Origin of the sequence: Corynebacterium sp. CCUG 65737 (assembly GCF_024454115.1) — a bacterium.
Taxonomy (GTDB): domain Bacteria; phylum Actinomycetota; class Actinomycetes; order Mycobacteriales; family Mycobacteriaceae; genus Corynebacterium; species Corynebacterium genitalium.
Genome location: NZ_JAGPZB010000001.1, coordinates 92,682 through 111,892, shown reverse-complemented (window position 1 = coordinate 111,892; position 19,211 = coordinate 92,682). Strand labels below are relative to the sequence as shown.

Below are 19,211 nucleotides of genomic sequence, written 5' to 3'. Positions count from 1 at the left end.
GGGCTACTCCCCCGTGGCGTCCCTGTGATCCATGGGGGTGAACCCCTCTAGCACCTCGGCGTACACCTGCGAGAGTGCTTCGGCTGACGCCGCCCAACTGAACGCGGCAGCGCGTTTCACGGCGGCGGTGGCCATGGTGAGGCGGGTGGAGTCGTCGATAAGCAACTGCTCGAGCGCATCCGCCCACGCGTCGGGAGCGTGACCGTCGACAAGCACTCCCGTTTCCCCGTCTGCGACGGCCAGAGGCAGACCGCCCACCCGCGCCGCGACGACTGGCGTACCCGCGGCCTGCGCCTCGATGGCGACAAGACCGAATGACTCGTTGTAGCTGGGCACCGCGACAATATCTGCGGCCTGGTAGATCTGGACGAGCTCTTCTGGCGGGCGCGGCCCCAAGAAGCGAACCTTGCGGCCAATGCCCAGCTTATGGGCCATCGCACGGTAGAAGTCGACCGATGAATCCGCACCCGACGCGCCACCGCACATGATGATGCGCACGTTGCGGTCCGGGTCGCGGTCGAACAATTCCGCAGCCGCCCGGATAAGCACCTGCGGCCCCTTGAACTCCTGCATGCGGCCCACGAACGCGATCACTTTGCTGTCCAACGGGATGCCCAGGTGGCGGCGGGCAAGCTCCGTGTTGCGGTTCGTGCCCGGCGTGAACAGGCGCGTGTCAGCGCCGGGGGTGACCACGCTGATCCGCTCAGGCTCGGCATCGTAATAGCGGACTAGCTGTTGGGTCTCGTCGGCAGTGTTGACCACGATGCAATCGGCGTTGTCCACGAGCTGCTGCTCGCAAATGCGGCGGGCCTCCGTCTCTGGGGAATCCGAGTCCGCCGCAGCTTCGCGCGCCGCGTTCTTCACCGCCGCCCACGTGTGACCAGTGTGGATCAGCGGCACCCCGGCAAGGTCACGCAACAGCCACCCCACCTGGCCGGAGAGCCAATAGTGGGAATGGATCAGGTCATAGGGACGGCCTTCCTGCCGGACAAACTGCATCACGCCACCGCCGAAGGCGGCGAGCTGGGTGGGCAGCTCTTCTTTGGCCAGACCCTCGTAAGGGCCGGCGACGACATTGACCACCCGCAAATTCTCGCTGACGCGCACCACCTCGCCCTGGCTGGGCCTCGTCGCACGGGTGAACACGTCCACCTCGGTGCCGCTTGCTGCGAGCTCGCGGGCGATGTTGAGAATGTAAACGTTCATCCCGCCAGCATCGCCGGACCCCGGCTGCTCCAGCGGGGAGGTGTGCATAGAGATCATGGCCACGCGCATGACCCGAAGTCTATCGCGCGTGCTTATGCCACTGCCCGAAGTCGCTGGCGACAGTAGCCGCTAGCTCGCGGTATGCCTGCATTGTCCGCGGGTGCAGGCGCGCAATGTCGACCACGGCACCTTCAGCAAGATGCGGGTCATAAGGAATCACGTGCACGGCTCGGGTCCGCGCGCCGAAATGCGCGACCACACTGTCCATGTTCACCGGCGACTTCGGCGTGGCCGACGACACCACAACGACCGCGTTGGCCGCGAGCCTGTCATAACCGTGCAGGTTGAGCCAGTCCAAAGTCGCCGAGGCGGACTGTGCGCCGTCGAGAGCCGGGGAGCTGACCAGGATCAACGTGTTGGCCAAATCCAACACGCCCGCCATGGCAGAGTGCATCAGCCCTGTCCCGCAGTCAGTGAGGATGAGGTTGTAGTGGTGCTGCAGGATGTCGACGGCTCGGCGGTAGTCGTACTCGCTGAACGCCTCCGACACGGCCGGGTCGCGTTCGGAGCCAATGACTTCGAGGCGGGAAGCCCCTTGCGTGGTAAACCCGCGGACGTGCGCGTACCGCGACGTGTCTGAGGCCGCGAGTAGATCGCGGATCGTCGCTGGGCCCGGCGCGGCGACACGTTGGGCCAAGGTGCCGAAGTCCGGGTTCGCGTCAATGGCGATCACCCTGTCACCGCGCGATTCCGCCAATACCGACCCCAACGCGACCGTCGTTGTCGTTTTGCCCACCCCGCCCTTGAGCGACATCACCGCGATCCGATAATCACCGCGTAAAGGCATGCGCATGGCTTCTTCTAACGTCGCGGCCGCCAATTCTTTGCGAGAGGCACCGGGATTGATCCGTCCACCCGAGGCACCATGGACGAGCTTGCGCCACCCTTTCGCCGGGGGTGCTTTGACGCCGCGCACGACGTTTGCCTGGTCGAGGCTCTGCGGCGCTCGCTTGTGGCTTTCAGCATGCTTATCGACGGACCCCTGCCCCGCCTCAGCTCGCACCTCCGGCTGCGGGACGGGCCCATCCGGCACCCACTCCCCCAGCCCGGTGTTGGCGTACTTCTGGTACAGATCGGTCATCTCAATTCCCCCCGATGATCCCCTGAAAGTGCGGAAACGCCCGAAAGCTTTCCCCATTCATCGCGAGTGTACCGCCGACGGGCATGTTTCGCCCGGTTACCCTGCCGCCGGCAAGACTGCACCTGGCGGGCAGCGACATTCAGACAACTGGCAGCAAGGTGACAAAGATCATAAATATTCCGTCGAAACTGTCGAATCACAACTACACTTAGGCAAAGTAAATCAATCGCTGATCACGTTTGGAGGGCAGACAGCCATGTCGGCATACGAAGAAAAAGCCTGGTTATCCAGCTACGCGGAGTGGACCCCGCACGAGGTGGAGCTGGGCGACGACACCATTCTGGACATCTACGATGCCACGCTGGCAAAGAAGTCCTACAAGAACGCACTGTGGTTCTTCGGCAAGACCACGACTTACGCAGAGCTGGACAAGCAGGTCCGCAGCGCGGCCGCCGGCCTGAAGGCCTTCGGTGTCCGTCCGGGCGACCGCGTTGCTTTGGTCATGCCCAACTGCCCCGAGTTCGTCATCTCCTTCATCGCTGTTTTGAAGCTCGGCGCATCCGTGGTCGCCCACAACCCGCTCTACACCGAGCACGAGCTGCGCGTCCAGTTCAACGACCACGGCGCACGCGTGGCCATCATGTGGGACAAGGCTGCCGGCAACCTGGGCGGCCTGCGCAAGGACACTCCACTGGAGACCATCGTCTCCGTCGACATGACCAAGTCCATGCCGAAGTACATGGAGCTGGCCCTGAAATACGTGCCGCTGAAGAAGCTGCGCGAGTCCCGTAAGAAGCTCTCCGGCCCGGCCCCCGACACTATTCCGTTCGAAACCCTGCTGTCGTCCGCGATCGGCGGCGAAGGCCACGACCTGCAAAACCCGGACATCGACCAGGACACCACCGCGGTCATCCTCTACACCTCCGGCACCACCGGCGAACCCAAGGGTGCGCAGATCACCCACGGCAACTTCAACCACCAGATGAAGGCCGGCAAGGCCTGGGTGCGGGACCTGGGCAAGGAAGACGAGAAGATCCTGGCTGTCCTGCCGCTCTTCCACGTCTACGGTCTCGCCCTCAACCTCGGCCTGGGCATCATGGTCGGCGGTGAAATCATCCTGCTGCCCGCTCCGGAGCCGGACCTGATCCAGGACGCGCTGAAGAAGAACCCTCCGACTTGGATGCCGGGCGTTCCCACCCTGTACCAGCGCATCGGCCAGTCTGCACTGGAGGGCGGCAAGAAGCTGACCTCGATCCGCAATTCCTTCTCCGGCGCCTCCACCCTGCCGGTCTCCACCGTGGAGACCTGGGAGAAGGTCACCGGCGGCAACCTGGTTGAAGGTTACGGCCTGACTGAGACCTCCCCGATCGTCACCGCCAACCCGATGGACGGATCGCGCCGCCCAGGCTACGTCGGCGTGCCGTTCCCGAACACCATCGTGCGCATCGTCAACCCGGACAACCCGACCGAGGTCATGCCCGATGGCGAAGCGGGCGAGCTCGTGGTCAAGGGCCCGCAGGTCATGAAGGGCTACCTGAACAAGCCCGAAGCCACCGAGAAGGCCTTCGCCGACGGTTACTTCCGCACCGGCGACATGGGTGTCATGGAGGAAGACGGCTGGATCCGCCTGGTCTCCCGTATCAAGGAGATGATCATCACCGGTGGTTTCAACGTCTACCCGGACGAGGTCGAAAACGTCATGCGTGAACACCGCGACATCGAGGACATCGCCGTCGTCGGTCGCCCGCGCGAGGACGGCTCCGAGGACGTCGTCGCCTGTGTCACCCTTGCCGAGGGTGCCGCTCTCGACCCGCAGGGCCTGCAGGACTACGCCCGCGAGCGCCTCACCCCGTACAAGGTGCCGCGCACCTTCTACCACTTCGAGGAACTCAACCGCGATATGACCGGCAAGATCCGCCGCCGCGAGGTCCAGCAGTCACTACTCGACCGCCTCAACGCCGGCACCGCCGCCGACGGCGAGAACTCCGACGGCAAGCCAGAGCAGCCCACCGAGGAAGAGATCCAGAAGGGCGAGAAGGAAAACAACTGGTCTGTCGAGCAGGCCCCCGAAGGCAACGAGGTTCAGGCTGAGCAGGCTGGCCAGGCCGAACAGGGCGACCAGGGTGGGGAAGCCGACGACAACGCCGGACGTCACCGCCTCAACGAGCCCGAGAACTAATCGCTCACAGAAACCCGGCTAGGTCGAACCATCTCGGTTCGGCACTTGGCCGGGTTTTCGCATGCGCACGTGGGGCCGCACGGGTATTGGCGCGAGCATCCGCGCGGTTGCGCAAAACTTTACATGCGCTATAGCTTATGGTTTCAAAGCGCCTGGTAGGGGTTTTCTATCGCTCTACCAATACAATCGAAATGTCAACTTTTGCGCAGCTCGGACCACGAGCGAGCTAGCGCGCTAATCGATGGACACGCCGATCCAGACCGGCTCCGGCTCGAGTGTCACGCCGAACTTGTCCTGCACACCCGCGCGGATGGTGCGGGCCAGGGCGACAATGTCGTCGGCGGTAGCGGTGCCGCGGTTGGTCAGCGCGAGAGTGTGCTTGGTGGACAGCCGGGCGGGAGCGTTGGGATCGGCGTCGCCGGGGAAGCCACGGGGGAAGCCGGCGCGCTCGATAATCCAGGCGGCGGAGAGCTTCACGGCCCCATCAGGGTGTTCTCCAGACGCGGGCACCGGGTAGCGGGGCATGGTGTCGCCTTCACCCGGCGCGACGTCATTGACCAGCGCGGCAACCCGGTCCGCAACAGCCGGGGTCACAATCGGGTTGGTGAAGAAGGACCCGGCGGACCAGGTGTCGTGGTCTGCGGGGTCGAGGACCATGCCTTTGGAGGCGCGGACGCGGAGGATCTCTGCGCGGGCGTCGGCAAGCGGGAGGCGCTCACCACCCAGGTGGCGCAGCGGGATGGAGAGTTCGGACGGCTCGAGCTGCATCTCGATCTCCAGGACAACGGCACGGCCTGTGAATTTCAGGTTGGAGTAGCGGTACGCCAGGTCGAGCGAGCTGGCGGGGACCCACTCGTCTTCACCGGTTTCGCGGTTGTACAGGCGCACACGGTTGAGCACGTCGGAGACCTCGGCACCGTACGCGCCGACATTCTGCACTGGGGTCGCACCGGCGGACCCGGGGATTCCCGACAACGTCTCAATGCCGGACAGCCCGGCCGCGACAGTTTGCGCGACCACGTCGTCCCACACTGCCCCGGCCCCGGAGCGGACCAGGCCTGGAACGCCGTCGGCGTTGACCGAGATGTCTCCGTTCTTCACGAGGACTACGTCGAGGTCCAGATCGCCCTCGGCCACCACGAGGTTCGAGCCACCGCCGACGATGATGAGGGGGGTGGTGGAAGCGTCGAGAAGCGAGACTGTGCGTGCGAGCTCATCTGCTGTTTCCGCGCGGTGCACCGCACGTGGCACGCCGCCGACGCGCAGCGTGGTGAGATCCTTGAAGCTCAGGGGCGCTAATGATTCAGACACGTGAACAACGGTAGTCTGTATCCCATGGCAACTCATAGCGAAAACACTGTGACCATTAACCAGCCGGCTGAGAAGGTGCACAAGGCACTGTCAACGCGCGAGTACTGGGATTACATTGCGCAGCACCTCTCCCCTGAGCCGGGTGAGGTCGCCGAGTTCACCGACAACTCGGTCACCCTGTACGAGGTTCTGCCCACCACCGTCCTGCCGGAGGCCGTGCAGTCCATGGTTTCTCAGGCCCTGAAGGTCAAGCGTGTGGTCAACATCGGCGCGCTTGAGGGTGAGAACGCAGATGTTTCCTACACCGCGGACGTGAAGGGCACACCGGTTGACTTCGGCGGCTCCATTAAGCTTGCCGGCTCTGGTGACACCACCACCCTGAGCTACGACAACGAAGTCTCCGTGAACATCCCTTTCATGGGCCCGGCTATTGAGCCGAAGGTCGGCGAGGCGCTCGGCGACCTGTTCAGCCAGGAAGGCGAGCTCACCGACAAGTGGATTTCTGAGAACCTGTAGTTTCGCACGCTCGCGAACGAGACACCCCTAGAAATGGCCGACCACGCCCATAATCTGCGCGCACAGACTGGGCCTGGTCGGCCTTTTGGCGTGATCACCCGCGGCACGACTGGATATAACCGTTTGCGCCGCTCCGACAGGTGGACGCGCTACCACCCGCAGGTCCAGTCACTGTTGCGCGCGGAGCCTGCGCCTGTGCTTATCGACGTCGGCTACGGCGCCTCCCACACCACCACCGTCGAATGGGCCCGCTGGATGCGCCAGATCAACCCTTCTGCCCGCGTCATCGGGCTCGAGATCGACCCGGATCGGGTGCTTCCGCCCCGCGACGGCGTGACCTTCGAACTCGGCGGGTTTGAACTGGCCGGTTACCAACCCCACTTAGTCCGGGCGTTCAACGTGCTGCGCCAGTACGATGTCGCGGATGTGGAGGCGGCCTGGGCATCCGTCTGCGGGCAGCTTGCCCCGGGTGGGCTGTTCATCGAGGGCACGTGCGACGAGTTGGGCCGTCGCGCGGCGTGGGTGCTGCTCAGCGCGACTGGACCGGAGTCGTTGACGTTGGCGTGGGACCCGGAGGACGTCGATAAGCCGAGCGACGTCGCCGAGCGCCTGCCGAAGGTTCTCATCCACCGCAATGTCCCCGGTGAACCCATTCATGCGCTGCTCTCGGCCGCAGACGCTGCCTGGGAGCGCTCCTCGGTGTGGGCACCGCACGGCCCGCGCGTCCGCTGGCGGGAGGCACGCGCGCTTTTGCTTGCCGACGGCTGGCCCCTCGACCCCATCCGCCGCCGCATCCGCGACAACACTCTCACGGTGGGGTGGGACATCGTCGCGCCAAGTAACCAGTAAACTTGGGGTGTACAGCCACTTCACAGCGGATTCCTCCGGTGGCATGTTGGCAAACGGCATAGAACTCAACCAGAATGGCTTTCCATGACACGCAATTATCCTGCGGGCCCGGCTGGCTCCAGAGGCTCCACCGGGAAAGGCTGGAAAATCGCCTTCGGCATCATTGCCGTCATCTTGGTGCTGTTCTTCATCGCTGAGCTAGCGCTGCGCTGGTTCATCACCGATCAGATCAAGACCAGTCTGCGGGAAAGTGCGCCCGAAAGCGTCGCCGCCCAACAGGACGCCGAGGTCCACTTCGGCGCCATGCCCGTTGTCTTCGGGCTGGTGCAGGGCAAACTCCACCAGATCAATATCGATGTGCCGTCCACGCTCACACCGGATAGCAACGCCATTGTGGGCAACCCGCCGGCGACCATCAACGCCACCGGCTTCGTCCTCGACTCCGAGGATCCGAGTGCGGACGAACTCACCCTGTCCACCGAAGTACCCAAAGCCCTCGTCCGCGACATGCTGCAAAAAGAGCTGGGTAATGCGCTGGAGGAATCCAACGAAGGCCGGTTCGCCGAGTACAACGAGATCCTCACCGTCTCCGACGTGGACACCAACCCCGCCGACGGAACCTTCAACATCACGTTCTCCAACGGCGCGTTCGGGGTCGAGCTCCGCCCGGAGATCGTCGATAACCAACTCTCCTTCACGGCCGTGTCCACCCAGATTCTCGGCCGGAACCTACCGGACTTCTTCTCCGAGGCAGTCAGTGCCGCACTCGAAAGCGGCATCAACGACCAGGTAGCCGGGCCGCTGGAATTCCGCGAGTTCTCCGTCATCGACAACGGGTTCAAGATCGTTGTCTACGGCCACAACGTGCACCTCAACGAACTAGCCGTGTAGCCTGCGCGCACCGCAGCTACACGTATACGCGCGCGGCGCCTGCCAGCAGCAGGTCCAGCGCAGCGTCCAACGTGGGGATGGTGCCGTAAAAGGCTGTTTCGCACGCGAGTCCATTCAGCGCAGGCGGCTCGCTTGAGTCCCTGAGCTCCACCGCGAGGAGATCGACTCCCCCACGCTGGGCCACGGCGTCCAGCTGAGTGAGTGCATCCACCCCCACTGCGGCGGGGCACGTCACTCCGAGGCGAGCGCGGGAATCCACGACCTGGCGCACAGCAATGATGTCTGCGAGCACGGCGTTCAAGCCATCCGTGGTGCCCACCAATGTGTCGTCGATGGCCAACCAGACCTCGGTCGCCCCTTCATCTACGGCAAGGCGCGCCTCGGCAGCTTTGATCAAGCTGTGATGGCGGCCCGTCGGCCACCCGATGAGAGCGATGACGCTGCCCGTTCCGTCGCCGGTGCCCGTGTTCGGTGCCGCAACCTGGGCGGCGACGCCGGTGGGTTCGACGATGTGGCCGGCGCGTGCGACGTCGATAAGCGCTGCGAACTCTTCATCGCTGACCCTGCCGCTGAGAACGCGGTTGCGGCCAACCTGCGGGGCGAGCCAGGTGAGGTCGTCGGTCACCAGCTGTAATTCCCGCCGATGATGTTCTTCAGGTGCGGACGGACATCGAAGAAGTACAAACCGATGAACACGCAGCCAATCAGGCCGATGAACGCCCTACCGCTCAAGCATGCAAGCGAGCTGACCAGCAAGATGCCTACCCACGCGACCTTCGGCATGCGGTCGCCTGCCGGGAATGCGTCCGAACGGGTCAGGCCCGCCATGACTGCCCCCGCAATGCCCGCCAGACCCACAATCAGCATGAGGACGCTGCGGAGCAAAGCTGGTGACAGCATGATCCATCCCTCAAGCGGCATGTTCTGGAGGTTGAGAAGCGTCATAGCGTTCAGGCCGAACCTTTCTAGCGGTTGTCAGTTTCGTCGGGGTTGTTACCGTCGGTCGGGTCGTGCTCCACAATATCGGAGGCGTTGTCGCCGCCGTTGAACGTGTTGCTCACTCGGCCGATCACTCCCTCCAGGCGGCTGCGTAGTTCGGCGACAGTGCCTTCGACATCCACGTCAGACTCTTCAGCGCGGCTGCGGACCTGCCCGACAGCGGTGTTGAAGGTCTCGCGGATCTCATCGAGAGCGGAGCTGAAAGCGGCCTTGGTCTGATTCGCCTCATCGGACTCGCGGGCAGTGTCCACTGCGCGGGTGACGCTGCCAGCGAAGTCGCGGAATATGGACTCTGCATCCGAGGCGAACGAGGTGGTCGCGGCGCGGAAGTCACGGTCGTTGGCTGCGCCCTGGTAAGCCTCGCGGGCGTTGGCGATAGCCGCCTTGAGCTGCTCCGTAAGACCCGAGTGGGCATGGGTGAGCTCCTCATCCACGCCGTGGTGGGCACCAGTGTCCACGTCAGCATCGCGGTCCGCGCGGAAGTTGCGGCTGAACTCGCCCGCAAGGTCCCCCAAGCGGGACCACGCGTTGAGCGAAGCATCGCCCACGCCGCGCAGAGCGTTCATGAAGTTGTCGTCGTTAGCAGGGCCGTTCGGGGTTGCATTGGTCATGGCACAGGTCTCCAGAATCGTAGAACGTGATCGGCATGTATGTGCCTCTCAGTCTAGACAGCTCGGCGGCAAACAACCGGGGGCTAGAACAGCAGCTGCGACACCGTGTAGATGACCAGGCCAGCCAAAGCGCCGACGATCGTGCCATTGACGCGGATGAACTGCAGGTCTTTGCCCACCATCAGCTCGATCTTGTCGGCAGCTTCACGGCCGTCCCAGCGCTCAATGGTGTCGGAGATGATCGCCGTGATGTCGCCGGCGTAATTGTCCGCGATGAACCGGGACGCACCCTCGATCCGTGTGTCCAAGTCTGCGCGCAGCTGCGGGTCGGTGGTGATGCGAGTGCCCCATTCCTGCGCCAGTTCGGTGATGCGCCGCCGCAGGAGGGAGGAAGGGTCGGTGGAAGCGTCGATAAGCGATTGCGACGCTGAAGCCCAGATTCCGCTCGCCGCTGACTGCACTGCGTTGGACCCCATGATGTCGGCTTTGATGTCCTCGACCCGCGTGATCATCTTCGGGTCGGACTGCAGATCCTGCGCGAACTGCGAAATCGTGCGGCGGACGGCGCGGCGCGCCTCATGCTGGGGGTTGGTGTCAATCTCCCACATGAAGTCCTGCAGCTCGCGGTACACGCGCTCACCGACCAGGTCTTTGGCGAATTTCGGGGCCCAGCGCGGCATGCGCTCGTCGATCATGGTGACCACGGATTCCTCCATGGTGTTCACCTTGTTGCGGCCCCAGGAGATGATCTCCTCCACAATCGGCTCGACCTTGCCGTCCGCGATCAGCCCATCGAGCGCACGGCCCAGCGGCGGCCCCCACGCAGGCTCCGCCACCCGGTCGATGAACTGGTGGTTGATCAGCGCTTCCGCGTCTTCCGGATCGATTGCCGCGACCGCGCTCGCCGTGAAGCGGCCGACCTGCTCCGATGCCTTCTCGGCATTCTCCGGCTGCGCAAGCCATGCACCGACCTTCTCCGGAATGTTGGCTTCGGAGACTTTCTCCGTGATCAGCTGCGCGTTGAGAAAGTTCTCACCGACGAATTCACTCAGGGCCCCGCCGATCTGGTCCTTTTTCTTGGGAACCAGCGCCGTGTGCGGAATCGGAATGCCCATCGGGTAGCGGAACAGCGCCGTGACAGCGAACCAGTCCGCCAAACCGCCGACCATGCCGGCCTCCGCGGCCGCGCGAACGTACCCCACCCAGGCGGGCGCGTGATGCACGTCGTGCTCAATCCACCACGTGCACGCCAGGAAGATCACTGCGGCCAGAACCAGTAGGCCCGTCACCCACGTCTTGTGCATCCGCAACGAGCGGCGACGCTCCGCCTCAACTTCCGGCGACGGGCCCGGGACCTCCAGCGGCGCGCGGGTGTGCGCAAGTTCGTGGTTTGTCATGAGTTGATTAAAGCGCAAAAAACCTCCCGCGCGAAGCGGGAGGCACTTGCTTAACGACGATCACCGCCTAGTTAAGACGGCCCGTCTCCTTCCGGTAGGCCTTGTAGTCGCTGCGGCCGGAAACGATCGCGATGATCGCACCGATCAGCGTGACAGCCGTGAACACCCCACCCACGATGAAAAGCGTGTTGGTGATGTCCGGGCTTGCACCGTGGCCCCACAGGTGCGTTCCAGCACCGTAGATCAGGGTGCCAATGCCAGCCAGAGAAGCCAGCATCAGCCCCATGCCCACCCAGGTGCGGGTCTTCATTAGGGAGGAGTGCGGCGCACCGAGGGAAACCGGGTCATACCCGTCCAGGTAGCCCGAATGAAGGGATTGGCCGTACTCCGGGAAACTCTCGGAGGCGATGTCCGCAACGGGTGCGGGACCTGCGTGTCCGCTCATCGTTTCGTCTCTCTTTCTAGAAGGTGACTTCTACTTTAGTCGTCCTTGCCACGGAAGGCGGCGCGTGCGCGCTCCTTGTTGATGGCGCCGACAGCCTCGAGCGGGATGCCTGCCGGGCAGACGTCCGCGCACTCGCCGAAGAGGGTGCAGTGGCCGAAGTTGGTCTCCAGCTCGTCCACCATCTGGCGGGCGCGCTTGCCACGCTCTTCCTTGCCCAGCGGCAGGAGCTTGAGGTGGTTCAGCTTCGCGCCGGTGAACAGGTGCGCAGCGCCGTTCGGGCACGCAGCCACACACGCACCGCAGCCGATGCAGGCAGCAAAGTCCAGAGCCTTCTCCGCGGTCTGGTGGTTGACGTGCAACGTGTCAGCGTCCGGTGCAGTACCAGCCTGGATGGACACGTAGCCGCCCTGCTCCATCACGCGGTCCAGCGCGGAGCGGTCCACGGTGAGGTCCTTGATCACCGGGAAAGCAGCCGAGCGGAACGGCTCGATCTTCAGGGTGTCGCCGTCCTTGTAGTTCCACAGGCGCTGCAGGCAAGCCGTGGTGTTCTGGCCGGCACCGTGGGGGCGGCCATTGACCGACAGGCCACAGGTGCCGCAAATGCCCTCGCGGCAATCGGAGGCGAAGGTGAAGGGTTCTTCACCGGCCTCGACGCGGGCGTTGTTGACGTGGTCCAGCAGCTCCAGGATGGACATCTGCTCCACAGCGTCGTCGACCTGGACGGTCTCGAAGTTTCCCTCGGTGTCGGGTCCGGCCTGACGCCAGATCTCAAGTGTCAGTTTCATTACTTGTAGTTCCTTGTCATCAGCGGGATCGAGTCGAAGTACAGGGGTTCTGCGTGGCGGATGAACTGCTCATCGCCGGCGGGCTCCCAGGCGGAGACGAAGCACCAGTTCTCATCGTCGCGCTCTGCCTCGCCGTCCTCGGAGAGGTGGTCCTCGCGGTAGTGGGCACCACAGGACTCATCGCGGTCGAGAGCGTCGATGATCATCAGCTCACCCAGGTTGATGTAGTCCGCCACACGGATGGCGTTCTCCAGCGTCTGGTTCATGTCCATCGCGTCACCCGGGATGTTCACGTTCGCCCAGAACTCGCGACGCAGCTCGCGCACGCGCTCCAGGCCCTTCTCCATGTTCTCCACGTTGCGGGCAACACCGCAAGACTCGTAGAGAATAGCGCCGAGCTGCTCGTGGTAGAAGTCCGGGCCGTGCGGCTCCTCACCCTCGACGGTCATCAGACGGTTGACCAGGTCCTGGGCGCGGGTCACAGCTGCGGTGACCTCCTCAGCCTCGAGTTCCAGAACCGGCTCGTTGAGGTGGCCGGCCAGGAAGTTCGGGATGCAGAACGGGAGGGTGAACCAGCCGTCCACGGATGCGGACAGAAGCGAGTTCGCACCCAGGCGGTTAGCACCGTGGTAGGTCCAGGAGCACTCGCCGGCAGCGAAGAGACCGTCGATGGAGGTCATTTCGTTGAAGTCGGTCCACAGGCCACCCATGGTGAAGTGAACGGTCGGGGCGATGAGCATCGGGGACTCGTACGGGTCGTCACCGACGGAGTCGTAGTACATCTCGAACAGGTTTGAGTAACGCTCCTTGATGGTGTCTTTACCCAGGCGCTCAATGGCGTCGGTGAAGTCAAGGTACGCAGCGTTGTTCAGCGCACCGACACCGCGGCCAGCGTTGATCTCCTGGGAGATGGCACGCGATGCGACGTCGCGGGGCACAAGGTTACCGAAGGCCGGGTAGCGGCGCTCCAGGAAGTAGTCGCGCTCCTCCTCCGGGATATCCTTCGGGTCGCGGTCGTCGCCCTCTTCCTTCGGGACCCAGATGCGGCCGTCGTTACGCAGCGACTCAGACATCAGAGTCGTCTTCGCCTGCCACTTCGCGTTGACCGGAAGGCCCGTCGGGTGGAACTGGACGAACGCCGGCGATGCCATGTAAGCGCCGTGCTCGTACGCGCGCATGATGGCGGAAGCGTTGGAGTTCTTCGCCAGCGTGGTCTTGTGGTACACGTTGCCGTAACCACCGGTAGCCAGAATGACGGCGTGGCCGGTGAACGGGACAATCTCACCCGTGATCAGGTTGCGGGTGACAATGCCTTCGCAGCGCTTCTTCCCGTCCTTCTCCGTGATGATGTAGTCGAGCAGGTCGTTGTGGGTGAAGATCTCCACGTTGCCCAGGTGGATCTGACGCTGCAGAGCAGATGCCGTGGACAGCTGGAGCTGCTGACCTGTTTGGCCACGGGTGTAGTAGGTGCGGGACACCTGGACACCACCGAAGGAACGAGTCGCCAGGGCGCCGCCGTACTCGCGGGCGAACGGAGCACCGATGGCGTTCATGTGGTCAATGACGCGGACGGATTCAATCGCCAGGCGCCAGCAGTCGGACTCGCGGCAGCGGTAGTCGCCGCCCTTGACGGTGTCCTTGGTGTGGCGGTATGCGCCGTCATTATCCATCTTCTTACCGCGGGCGGAGTTCACGCCGCCCTGTGCAGCGATGGAGTGCGCGCGACGCGGTGCGTCGTGGTAGGTGAAGTTCTTCACGTTGTAGCCCAGCTCACCCAGTGCAGCTGCAGCTGCACCGCCGGACAGGCCGGTGCCCACCACGATGACGGTGAACTTGCGGCGGTTGAGCGGGGAGACCATCTCCATGTGGTCCTTCTGGTAAGCCCACATGTCGCGCATCGGCACGCCCTTGGGCTCGTTGTTCTCCAGAATGTTGCCCGGGGTCACGCCAGCAGCCTTGGACTGCGGGTTGGTGAAGTCCTTGTTCGCGTCCTTCTCCGCAGCCGGGGTGGTGTCAGCGCCCTCAGCCTCAGCCGGGCGGTCGACGGTTGCCTGCGCGCTGGCGGGCTTCACGATCTTCTCGCCCTGTTCGCCAAGGCCCTTACCCGTGTTGTGGGTCTCCGCTTGCGGGTCTTTGGGCTTGTCGGCGCCCGCCGCGTTGTGTGCAGTAGTCATTTCAGATTCCTCCAGCGTTTCCTAGTGCACGATTCCAAATGCAATGGACAGCGGCATAGCGATGTTGGCAAGCACCACAATCGCCGGGATCCAGTAAGCCAACACGATCATGATCGCGTGGCCGCGCTTACCCAGCCAGCCCAGGTCAGACACAGCCAGGTACACACCGTGGGTGAGGTGCATGAACAGCGCGAGCATAGCCACGACGTAGAACAGGGTGACCGGCCAGCGTGCGGGTGCGAAGGTGGCCAGCATGTTGTTCTTCACTGCGCCAGCCTCGAAGGCGTTGGACGCGACGACCTCACCAATGGTCAGGTCGAGCAGGTGGAAGATGATGAACAGCAGCAGGATCACACCGGTGATCAGCATCCAGCGCGCAGCGGTGGACTGGATTCCGCCCATCAGGTTGGTGCGGCGGAACTTACCGCGGGACTGGCGCGAGCGGGCGTTCAGCGCGAACGCGCCCCAAATGTGCAGGAACAGGCAGGCCAGCAGCACAATGCGAACCATCCAGAGGAAGGACTCGCCCGGGAACAGCGGGTTTCCGATTGTGCGCAAGAAGTGGCCGTATTCATCGATAGCCGGCACATCGCCGTGATCTGGCATGAAGATCTTGAGGTTACCGACCATGTGGCCGATGACGAACAAGAAGAAAATCAGGCCGGTCACGGCCATGATGAGCTTGAGCGCCCAGGTAGGCACTCCTGGCCGCTCACGCAGCGGCTCTTCGGTAATTTTGCCGTGACGAATTGCGTCGCGGTCTGCATTTTGAACAGTCATGGCACCTCCAGTGTCGATTTAACTTTACGGTTCCCTGCAGCCTTCTCACTACTTAGTGGTTTCTTAGATCTTCAGTCACCCCCGCCCGCGATCGCAGTCGCGGTCGCTGCATGTGGGCCTGAGCACATTCGCTTATCGACGTTTCGACCTCCCCGCCCGGCGACCCCACCACGTCACCGCGATACACAGTGGTTTCGCCATCCCGGGCACGCAACCGTTACATGTGCCTCTTTACCAACGTTCCAATCCACCCTTAAGTTGTGACGTGTGACACTCAAGGCAGGGATAAGCGATTACCCCCACTGGGTCCACCCCGAAGGGTGTCATCCTTTCGTTGGTTGCTTGACCCTAATTGTTCCCTCGCTGGCAGATTCCGCGATAGCCCACGGTCACCCGGCCCCGCCGGGGCCTCAATCCCAGCACAACCCCACCCCCGAATGTTTTCGGTACCGTGGGTGCCATGACTGAGACGAATTCCGCAACACGCGTTATTGACGCTTCCGCTAAAGACATCTTCGACATCCTCTCCAATCCCGCACGCCACCCGGAGACCGATAACTCCGGCATGGTGGTCTCCCTCGACCAGGGCGACCGTATCCAGGCTGTGGGCGACACCTTCACCATGAACATGACCAAGGAGGACGGCGACTACCAGACCCGTAACGAGGTCTTCGCCTTCCAGGAGAACAAGGTCATCGGCTGGCAGAACGTGGAAAACACCACTGCCGAGGTCAAGGTGGGCGCCAAGTGGCTCTACGAGCTCGAGTCCGAGGGCTCTGACTCCACCCGCGTTACCCTCACCTACGACCGCTCCGAGATCGAGCTGGACAATGTCCGCAAGATGTCCGAGGAGAACTTCACCGACGAGGTCATGGAGGAGTCCCTCTCTGCCCTTGCAGCTGCAGTCGATGGCACCGACAACCCGACCCAGAAGTCTTCCTAGGACCTAGCCAGCTCCACCGCTATTTAGCACCGGCAGCAAAAGTGCCCAGGTAGAGCATTACCCGGGCACTTTTCTTATGCGCACTTACTTCACCGCGTAGAAGACCTTCTCGCCGGAGTACAAGTCAGCCTCGACGACGATCGTGCCCTCTTCCTTCCCCTCAATCGGAATGGACACACCGATGTTGCCCGACGTGTCCGCCCCGTTGTAGAGGGTGGTGGAAAGATCGAACATGTCCGGCTCCACTAGCGTGACCTCGTGAGACTCATAAGTCTTACCCTCCGGCGACACGTACGACACAAAGATAAGCGGGCTCTCACCCTGGGGATCGTCACCAATGTACTTCGCCGTCATGTTGACCAAGATGTGCACCATCCCGTCTTTCGGCTCGTCGCTGAACGGGTTCTCCTCCATGATCTCATCGGTCGCGTCCAAGTTGACCGAGTTGATCGTGACTTCCCAGTCCCCCTGAGTGATGGTGCTACCCAGCGGCAGCGGGTTCTCGCGGCTCTTGCCTGCATCAGAACCCTTGGCCTTACTCTTGCCCTTGTCTTTACCGTTATCGGCTGCCCCTCCTGCGGAGGCGCCGTCAGCTGGCGCAGCGTCGCCGGCATCCTCGGCAGCGCTGTCGCTCGTGGAGCTCGCAGCCACAAAGAACACGGTCAGCGCGATGAGCCCGCCGACAACCGCAGTAATCACACCGGCGATGGCCGGACCCTTCGACATGTCTTTCATGACCAAGCCAATGATGCCGACCACGAGCGCGATGGGAAGCAGAAGCCACCCGAACACCAGTGTCGCCGGGAAGAAAGACATGATCGTGCCCAGGACCGCGAGAGCAATCGAAATAATGCCCAGAATGTTCAGCTTCGATCCCCCGGGCTGCTGCGGCGGGCCGTACTGGGGCTGATCAAAGCCGTACTGGCCCTGCCCCTGGTTCTGAAAAAGGGACTGGGTTTGGTTCTGCTCATACGGTGCCGCAGCCCCAGCACCGGACTGGTCCACACCGTACTGCTGCCCGGCGCCCGTACCGTACTGGCCCGCACCGTACTGGCCGGTTCCATATTGCCCGGCACCTGCACCGTACTGCCCGGCACCGTACTGCCCGGCACCGTACTGCCCGGCGCCGTACTGTCCCGCGCCGTACTCCTGACCAGCACCAGCGCCATATTGGCCCGCGCCGTAACCACCGGTGTAGCGGGTCGATCCACCGGAACTGTCCGCACCACCCGATGTCCAATCCGGTTGCTGTGAACCGTATGGGTTGTTCGGATTGTAGCTATTGGACATGACTGCCTCCTTAGCCTTTCAGCAGGCACCGTTTAATCTCGAGAACGATGTCACTTTCGCTCGTCGAAGCGTGTTGTCACAGTTACTGTACAGACGAATACTACGAACCGCGCATCTGCGCTTCCCCAATCGAGCCTGCTGCGGTAGCCCTCAAGGGATGAGGTGATGGGGTGGGGTGGGTTTAAACGTCGAAAAGCGCCCCGGCGAAGAACCGGGGCGCTTGAAGCGACATGATTTAGAGGTTGATCATGTGGCCCTCGACACCGTGAGCGATCTCCTTGAGCACCTCGGACAGCGTCGGGTGAATGTGGACGTTGCGCGCGATCTCACCGGCGGTGAGGTCGAAGCGCTGAGCCAGGTTGATCTCCGGCAGCAGCTCGGACACGTTGGCGCCCACCAGGTGGCAGCCGATGATCTCGCCGTACTCACCGTCGACGACGAGCTTGCCGAAGCCCTGGGACTCAGCCAGGCCGAGAGCCTTACCGTTCGCGGAGAACGGGAAGGTAGCTACCTTGATGTCCTTGTCGGAGAACTTCTCCTTGGCCTGCTCTTCGGTGTAGCCCATGGACGCGACCTGCGGGTTGCAGAAGGTTGCGCGTGGCATCATCTGGTAGTCGCCGAGCTCCATGGTCTCAGCACCGGCGATCGTCTCTGCGGCCACGATACCCTGAGCCTCAGCAACGTGGGCGAGCTGCAGCTTCGCGGTCACGTCGCCGATGGCGTAGATGCCCTCGACGTTGGTGCGCATACGCTCGTCGACCTCGATGGCACCACGCTCAGTGAGCTTGACACCGGTGTTATCCAGACCGAAGCCCTCGACACGCGGCTGGAAGCCGACGGCCACCATGACGCGGTCGACGGTGAGGGTCTCCACATCGTCGGAGTCCTTCTTCTTGATGTCCACCTCGACCGAATCGCCGTTGTCGCGCACCTCGGTGGTGGCGTGGCCGGTCAGTAGCTTCACGCCAAGCTTCTTGTACGCCTTGGCGATCTCCTTGGACACGTCCTTGTCCTCGTTCGGCAAAACGCGGTCCATGAACTCGACGACGGTGACGTCCACGCCGTAGTTGGACAGCACGTAGGCGAACTCCATGCCGATCGCGCCAGCGCCGACGATGACCATCTTCTTGGGAGCCTCCGGGTTGAGGATCTGCTCCTCGTAGGAGACGACATTGTCAGACAGCTCGATGCCCGGCAGCGTCTTCACAATGGAACCGGTAGCGATGATGCAGTTATCGAAGGAGATTTCCTTGCCCTGGTCATCGCCCTCGGTGATCTCAATGGTCTTGGCGTCCTTGAAGGAACCGACACCGTTGATCTCGGTGATCTTGTTCTTCTTCATCAGGTAGTGGACACCGCCGACGATCTTCTCGGAGACCTTGCGGGAGCGCTGGTGCGCATCGCCGTACTCGAAGGAAACGTCACCCTTGATGCCGAAGGTCTTCGCCTCGTGGTTGAAGATGTGCGCCACTTCAGCGTTCTTGATCAGAGACTTCGACGGGATGCAGCCCACGTTAAGGCAGACACCGCCCCAGTACTGCTTCTCTACGACTGCAACTTTCTGTCCAAGCTGAGCCGCACGGATAGCGGCGACGTAGCCGCCAGGGCCCGCGCCGATTACTACAACGTCATAATGTTCTTTAGCCACGTCTCCTAGGATACGTTCGTTCGCCAGATCCTGCTTGCACGTGCTT

The 19,211-nt window shown here is 62.9% G+C and carries 18 protein-coding genes; 5 read left to right on the top strand and 13 right to left on the bottom strand.

Annotation, left to right across the window (positions count from 1 at the left end; translation table 11 throughout):
• Nucleotides 1–3: 3 nt before the first annotated feature.
• Together mshA and KBX17_RS00570 are read right to left on the bottom strand one after the other, a co-directional pair.
• A complete protein-coding gene (gene mshA, locus KBX17_RS00575) occupies nt 4–1,275 on the bottom strand; it encodes a D-inositol-3-phosphate glycosyltransferase (protein WP_256018067.1) in 1,272 nt (423 codons plus the stop codon).
• Between the two features lie 10 nt (nt 1,276–1,285).
• Complete coding sequence (locus tag KBX17_RS00570) at nt 1,286–2,347, bottom strand: MinD/ParA family protein (protein WP_256018065.1); 1,062 nt, start codon at nt 2,345–2,347, stop codon at nt 1,286–1,288.
• Nucleotides 2,348–2,603: 256 nt separating this feature from the next.
• Here KBX17_RS00570 and KBX17_RS00565 point away from each other — a divergent pair, with 256 nt between their 5' ends.
• Nucleotides 2,604–4,526 carry a long-chain-fatty-acid--CoA ligase gene (locus KBX17_RS00565; RefSeq protein ID WP_256018063.1) on the top strand — a complete coding sequence of 641 codons (1,923 nt, stop codon included), beginning with the start codon at nt 2,604–2,606 and terminating at the stop codon, nt 4,524–4,526.
• A 234-nt stretch (nt 4,527–4,760) separates the two neighbouring features.
• Here KBX17_RS00565 and KBX17_RS00560 read toward each other — a convergent pair whose 3' ends face one another.
• The gene (locus KBX17_RS00560) at nt 4,761–5,873 is read right to left on the bottom strand and encodes a UDP-N-acetylmuramate dehydrogenase (protein ID WP_256018062.1); all 1,113 of its coding nucleotides are present in this window, start codon (nt 5,871–5,873) and stop codon (nt 4,761–4,763) included.
• Between KBX17_RS00560 and KBX17_RS00555 the strand changes: the two genes are divergently transcribed.
• The 3 genes from KBX17_RS00555 (at nt 5,862) to KBX17_RS00545 (ending at nt 8,093) form a co-directional block, all read left to right on the top strand.
• Nucleotides 5,862–6,353, top strand: a complete 492-nt coding sequence (locus KBX17_RS00555) for a DUF2505 domain-containing protein (protein ID WP_255994357.1) — start codon at nt 5,862–5,864, stop codon at nt 6,351–6,353. The genes KBX17_RS00560 and KBX17_RS00555 overlap by 12 nt on opposite strands.
• A gap of 33 nt (nt 6,354–6,386) precedes the next feature.
• Complete coding sequence (locus KBX17_RS00550; protein ID WP_256018060.1) at nt 6,387–7,202, top strand: class I SAM-dependent methyltransferase; 816 nt, start codon at nt 6,387–6,389, stop codon at nt 7,200–7,202.
• Nucleotides 7,203–7,286: 84 nt separating this feature from the next.
• Nucleotides 7,287–8,093 (top strand): LmeA family phospholipid-binding protein, encoded by an 807-nt coding sequence (locus tag KBX17_RS00545; protein ID WP_255997753.1) that lies wholly within the window; start codon nt 7,287–7,289, stop codon nt 8,091–8,093.
• A 16-nt stretch (nt 8,094–8,109) separates the two neighbouring features.
• On the opposite strand, the gene KBX17_RS00540 is transcribed toward KBX17_RS00545, so the two are convergent.
• The 8 genes from KBX17_RS00540 to KBX17_RS00505 all read right to left on the bottom strand — a co-directional run bounded on the left by KBX17_RS00540 (nt 8,110) and on the right by KBX17_RS00505 (nt 15,284).
• The gene (locus tag KBX17_RS00540) at nt 8,110–8,718 is read right to left on the bottom strand and encodes a hypothetical protein (RefSeq protein WP_256018059.1); all 609 of its coding nucleotides are present in this window, start codon (nt 8,716–8,718) and stop codon (nt 8,110–8,112) included.
• Entirely contained in the window at nt 8,715–9,038 is a 324-nt protein-coding gene (locus KBX17_RS00535) for a DUF2516 family protein (RefSeq protein ID WP_005287032.1), read from the bottom strand. The genes KBX17_RS00540 and KBX17_RS00535 overlap by 4 nt, the downstream gene beginning before the upstream one ends.
• A 20-nt stretch (nt 9,039–9,058) precedes the next feature.
• Nucleotides 9,059–9,703, bottom strand: coding sequence for a CGLAU_01105 family protein (locus tag KBX17_RS00530; RefSeq protein WP_256018058.1), 645 nt, complete (start codon nt 9,701–9,703; stop codon nt 9,059–9,061).
• Between the two features lie 83 nt (nt 9,704–9,786).
• A complete protein-coding gene (locus tag KBX17_RS00525) occupies nt 9,787–11,100 on the bottom strand; it encodes a DUF445 domain-containing protein (protein ID WP_256018057.1) in 1,314 nt (437 codons plus the stop codon).
• Between the two features lie 67 nt (nt 11,101–11,167).
• Entirely contained in the window at nt 11,168–11,545 is a 378-nt protein-coding gene (locus KBX17_RS00520) for a hypothetical protein (protein WP_005287039.1), read from the bottom strand.
• A gap of 35 nt (nt 11,546–11,580) precedes the next feature.
• Entirely contained in the window at nt 11,581–12,330 is a 750-nt protein-coding gene (locus KBX17_RS00515) for a succinate dehydrogenase/fumarate reductase iron-sulfur subunit (RefSeq protein WP_005287042.1), read from the bottom strand.
• Nucleotides 12,330–14,504, bottom strand: a complete 2,175-nt coding sequence (locus tag KBX17_RS00510) for a fumarate reductase/succinate dehydrogenase flavoprotein subunit (RefSeq protein ID WP_256018055.1) — start codon at nt 14,502–14,504, stop codon at nt 12,330–12,332. The genes KBX17_RS00515 and KBX17_RS00510 overlap by 1 nt, the downstream gene beginning before the upstream one ends.
• A gap of 21 nt (nt 14,505–14,525) precedes the next feature.
• On the bottom strand, nt 14,526–15,284 hold the full coding sequence (locus tag KBX17_RS00505; protein WP_005287047.1) for a succinate dehydrogenase cytochrome b subunit: 759 nt from the start codon (nt 15,282–15,284) through the stop codon (nt 14,526–14,528).
• Between the two features lie 460 nt (nt 15,285–15,744).
• On the opposite strand from KBX17_RS00505, the gene KBX17_RS00500 reads away from it, so the two are divergent.
• Nucleotides 15,745–16,227, top strand: coding sequence for an SRPBCC family protein (locus KBX17_RS00500; RefSeq protein ID WP_005287052.1), 483 nt, complete (start codon nt 15,745–15,747; stop codon nt 16,225–16,227).
• Nucleotides 16,228–16,311: 84 nt separating this feature from the next.
• Here the strand turns inward: KBX17_RS00500 and KBX17_RS00495 are convergent, their stop codons facing one another.
• Both KBX17_RS00495 and lpdA read right to left on the bottom strand, forming a co-directional pair.
• On the bottom strand, nt 16,312–17,517 hold the full coding sequence (locus tag KBX17_RS00495) for a hypothetical protein (RefSeq protein WP_256018053.1): 1,206 nt from the start codon (nt 17,515–17,517) through the stop codon (nt 16,312–16,314).
• A 235-nt stretch (nt 17,518–17,752) separates the two neighbouring features.
• On the bottom strand, nt 17,753–19,165 hold the full coding sequence (gene lpdA, locus KBX17_RS00490; protein WP_256018051.1) for a dihydrolipoyl dehydrogenase: 1,413 nt from the start codon (nt 19,163–19,165) through the stop codon (nt 17,753–17,755).
• Between the last annotated feature and the right edge of the window lie 46 nt (nt 19,166–19,211).

Coding starts and splice junctions, on each gene's coding strand:
- KBX17_RS00550 (WP_256018060.1), top strand. CDS start 6,387: ATGGCCGACCACGCCCATAATCTGCGCGCACAGACTGGGCCTGGTCGG.
- KBX17_RS00525 (WP_256018057.1), bottom strand. CDS start 11,100: ATGACAAACCACGAACTTGCGCACACCCGCGCGCCGCTGGAGGTCCCG.
- KBX17_RS00530 (WP_256018058.1), bottom strand. CDS start 9,703: ATGACCAATGCAACCCCGAACGGCCCTGCTAACGACGACAACTTCATG.
- KBX17_RS00565 (WP_256018063.1), top strand. CDS start 2,604: ATGTCGGCATACGAAGAAAAAGCCTGGTTATCCAGCTACGCGGAGTGG.
- KBX17_RS00495 (WP_256018053.1), bottom strand. CDS start 17,517: ATGTCCAATAGCTACAATCCGAACAACCCATACGGTTCACAGCAACCG.
- KBX17_RS00555 (WP_255994357.1), top strand. CDS start 5,862: ATGGCAACTCATAGCGAAAACACTGTGACCATTAACCAGCCGGCTGAG.
- KBX17_RS00560 (WP_256018062.1), bottom strand. CDS start 5,873: ATGAGTTGCCATGGGATACAGACTACCGTTGTTCACGTGTCTGAATCA.
- KBX17_RS00545 (WP_255997753.1), top strand. CDS start 7,287: ATGACACGCAATTATCCTGCGGGCCCGGCTGGCTCCAGAGGCTCCACC.
- mshA (WP_256018067.1), bottom strand. CDS start 1,275: ATGCGCGTGGCCATGATCTCTATGCACACCTCCCCGCTGGAGCAGCCG.
- KBX17_RS00510 (WP_256018055.1), bottom strand. CDS start 14,504: ATGACTACTGCACACAACGCGGCGGGCGCCGACAAGCCCAAAGACCCG.
- KBX17_RS00515 (WP_005287042.1), bottom strand. CDS start 12,330: ATGAAACTGACACTTGAGATCTGGCGTCAGGCCGGACCCGACACCGAG.
- KBX17_RS00520 (WP_005287039.1), bottom strand. CDS start 11,545: ATGAGCGGACACGCAGGTCCCGCACCCGTTGCGGACATCGCCTCCGAG.
- KBX17_RS00500 (WP_005287052.1), top strand. CDS start 15,745: ATGACTGAGACGAATTCCGCAACACGCGTTATTGACGCTTCCGCTAAA.
- KBX17_RS00535 (WP_005287032.1), bottom strand. CDS start 9,038: ATGACGCTTCTCAACCTCCAGAACATGCCGCTTGAGGGATGGATCATG.
- KBX17_RS00570 (WP_256018065.1), bottom strand. CDS start 2,347: ATGACCGATCTGTACCAGAAGTACGCCAACACCGGGCTGGGGGAGTGG.
- KBX17_RS00505 (WP_005287047.1), bottom strand. CDS start 15,284: ATGACTGTTCAAAATGCAGACCGCGACGCAATTCGTCACGGCAAAATT.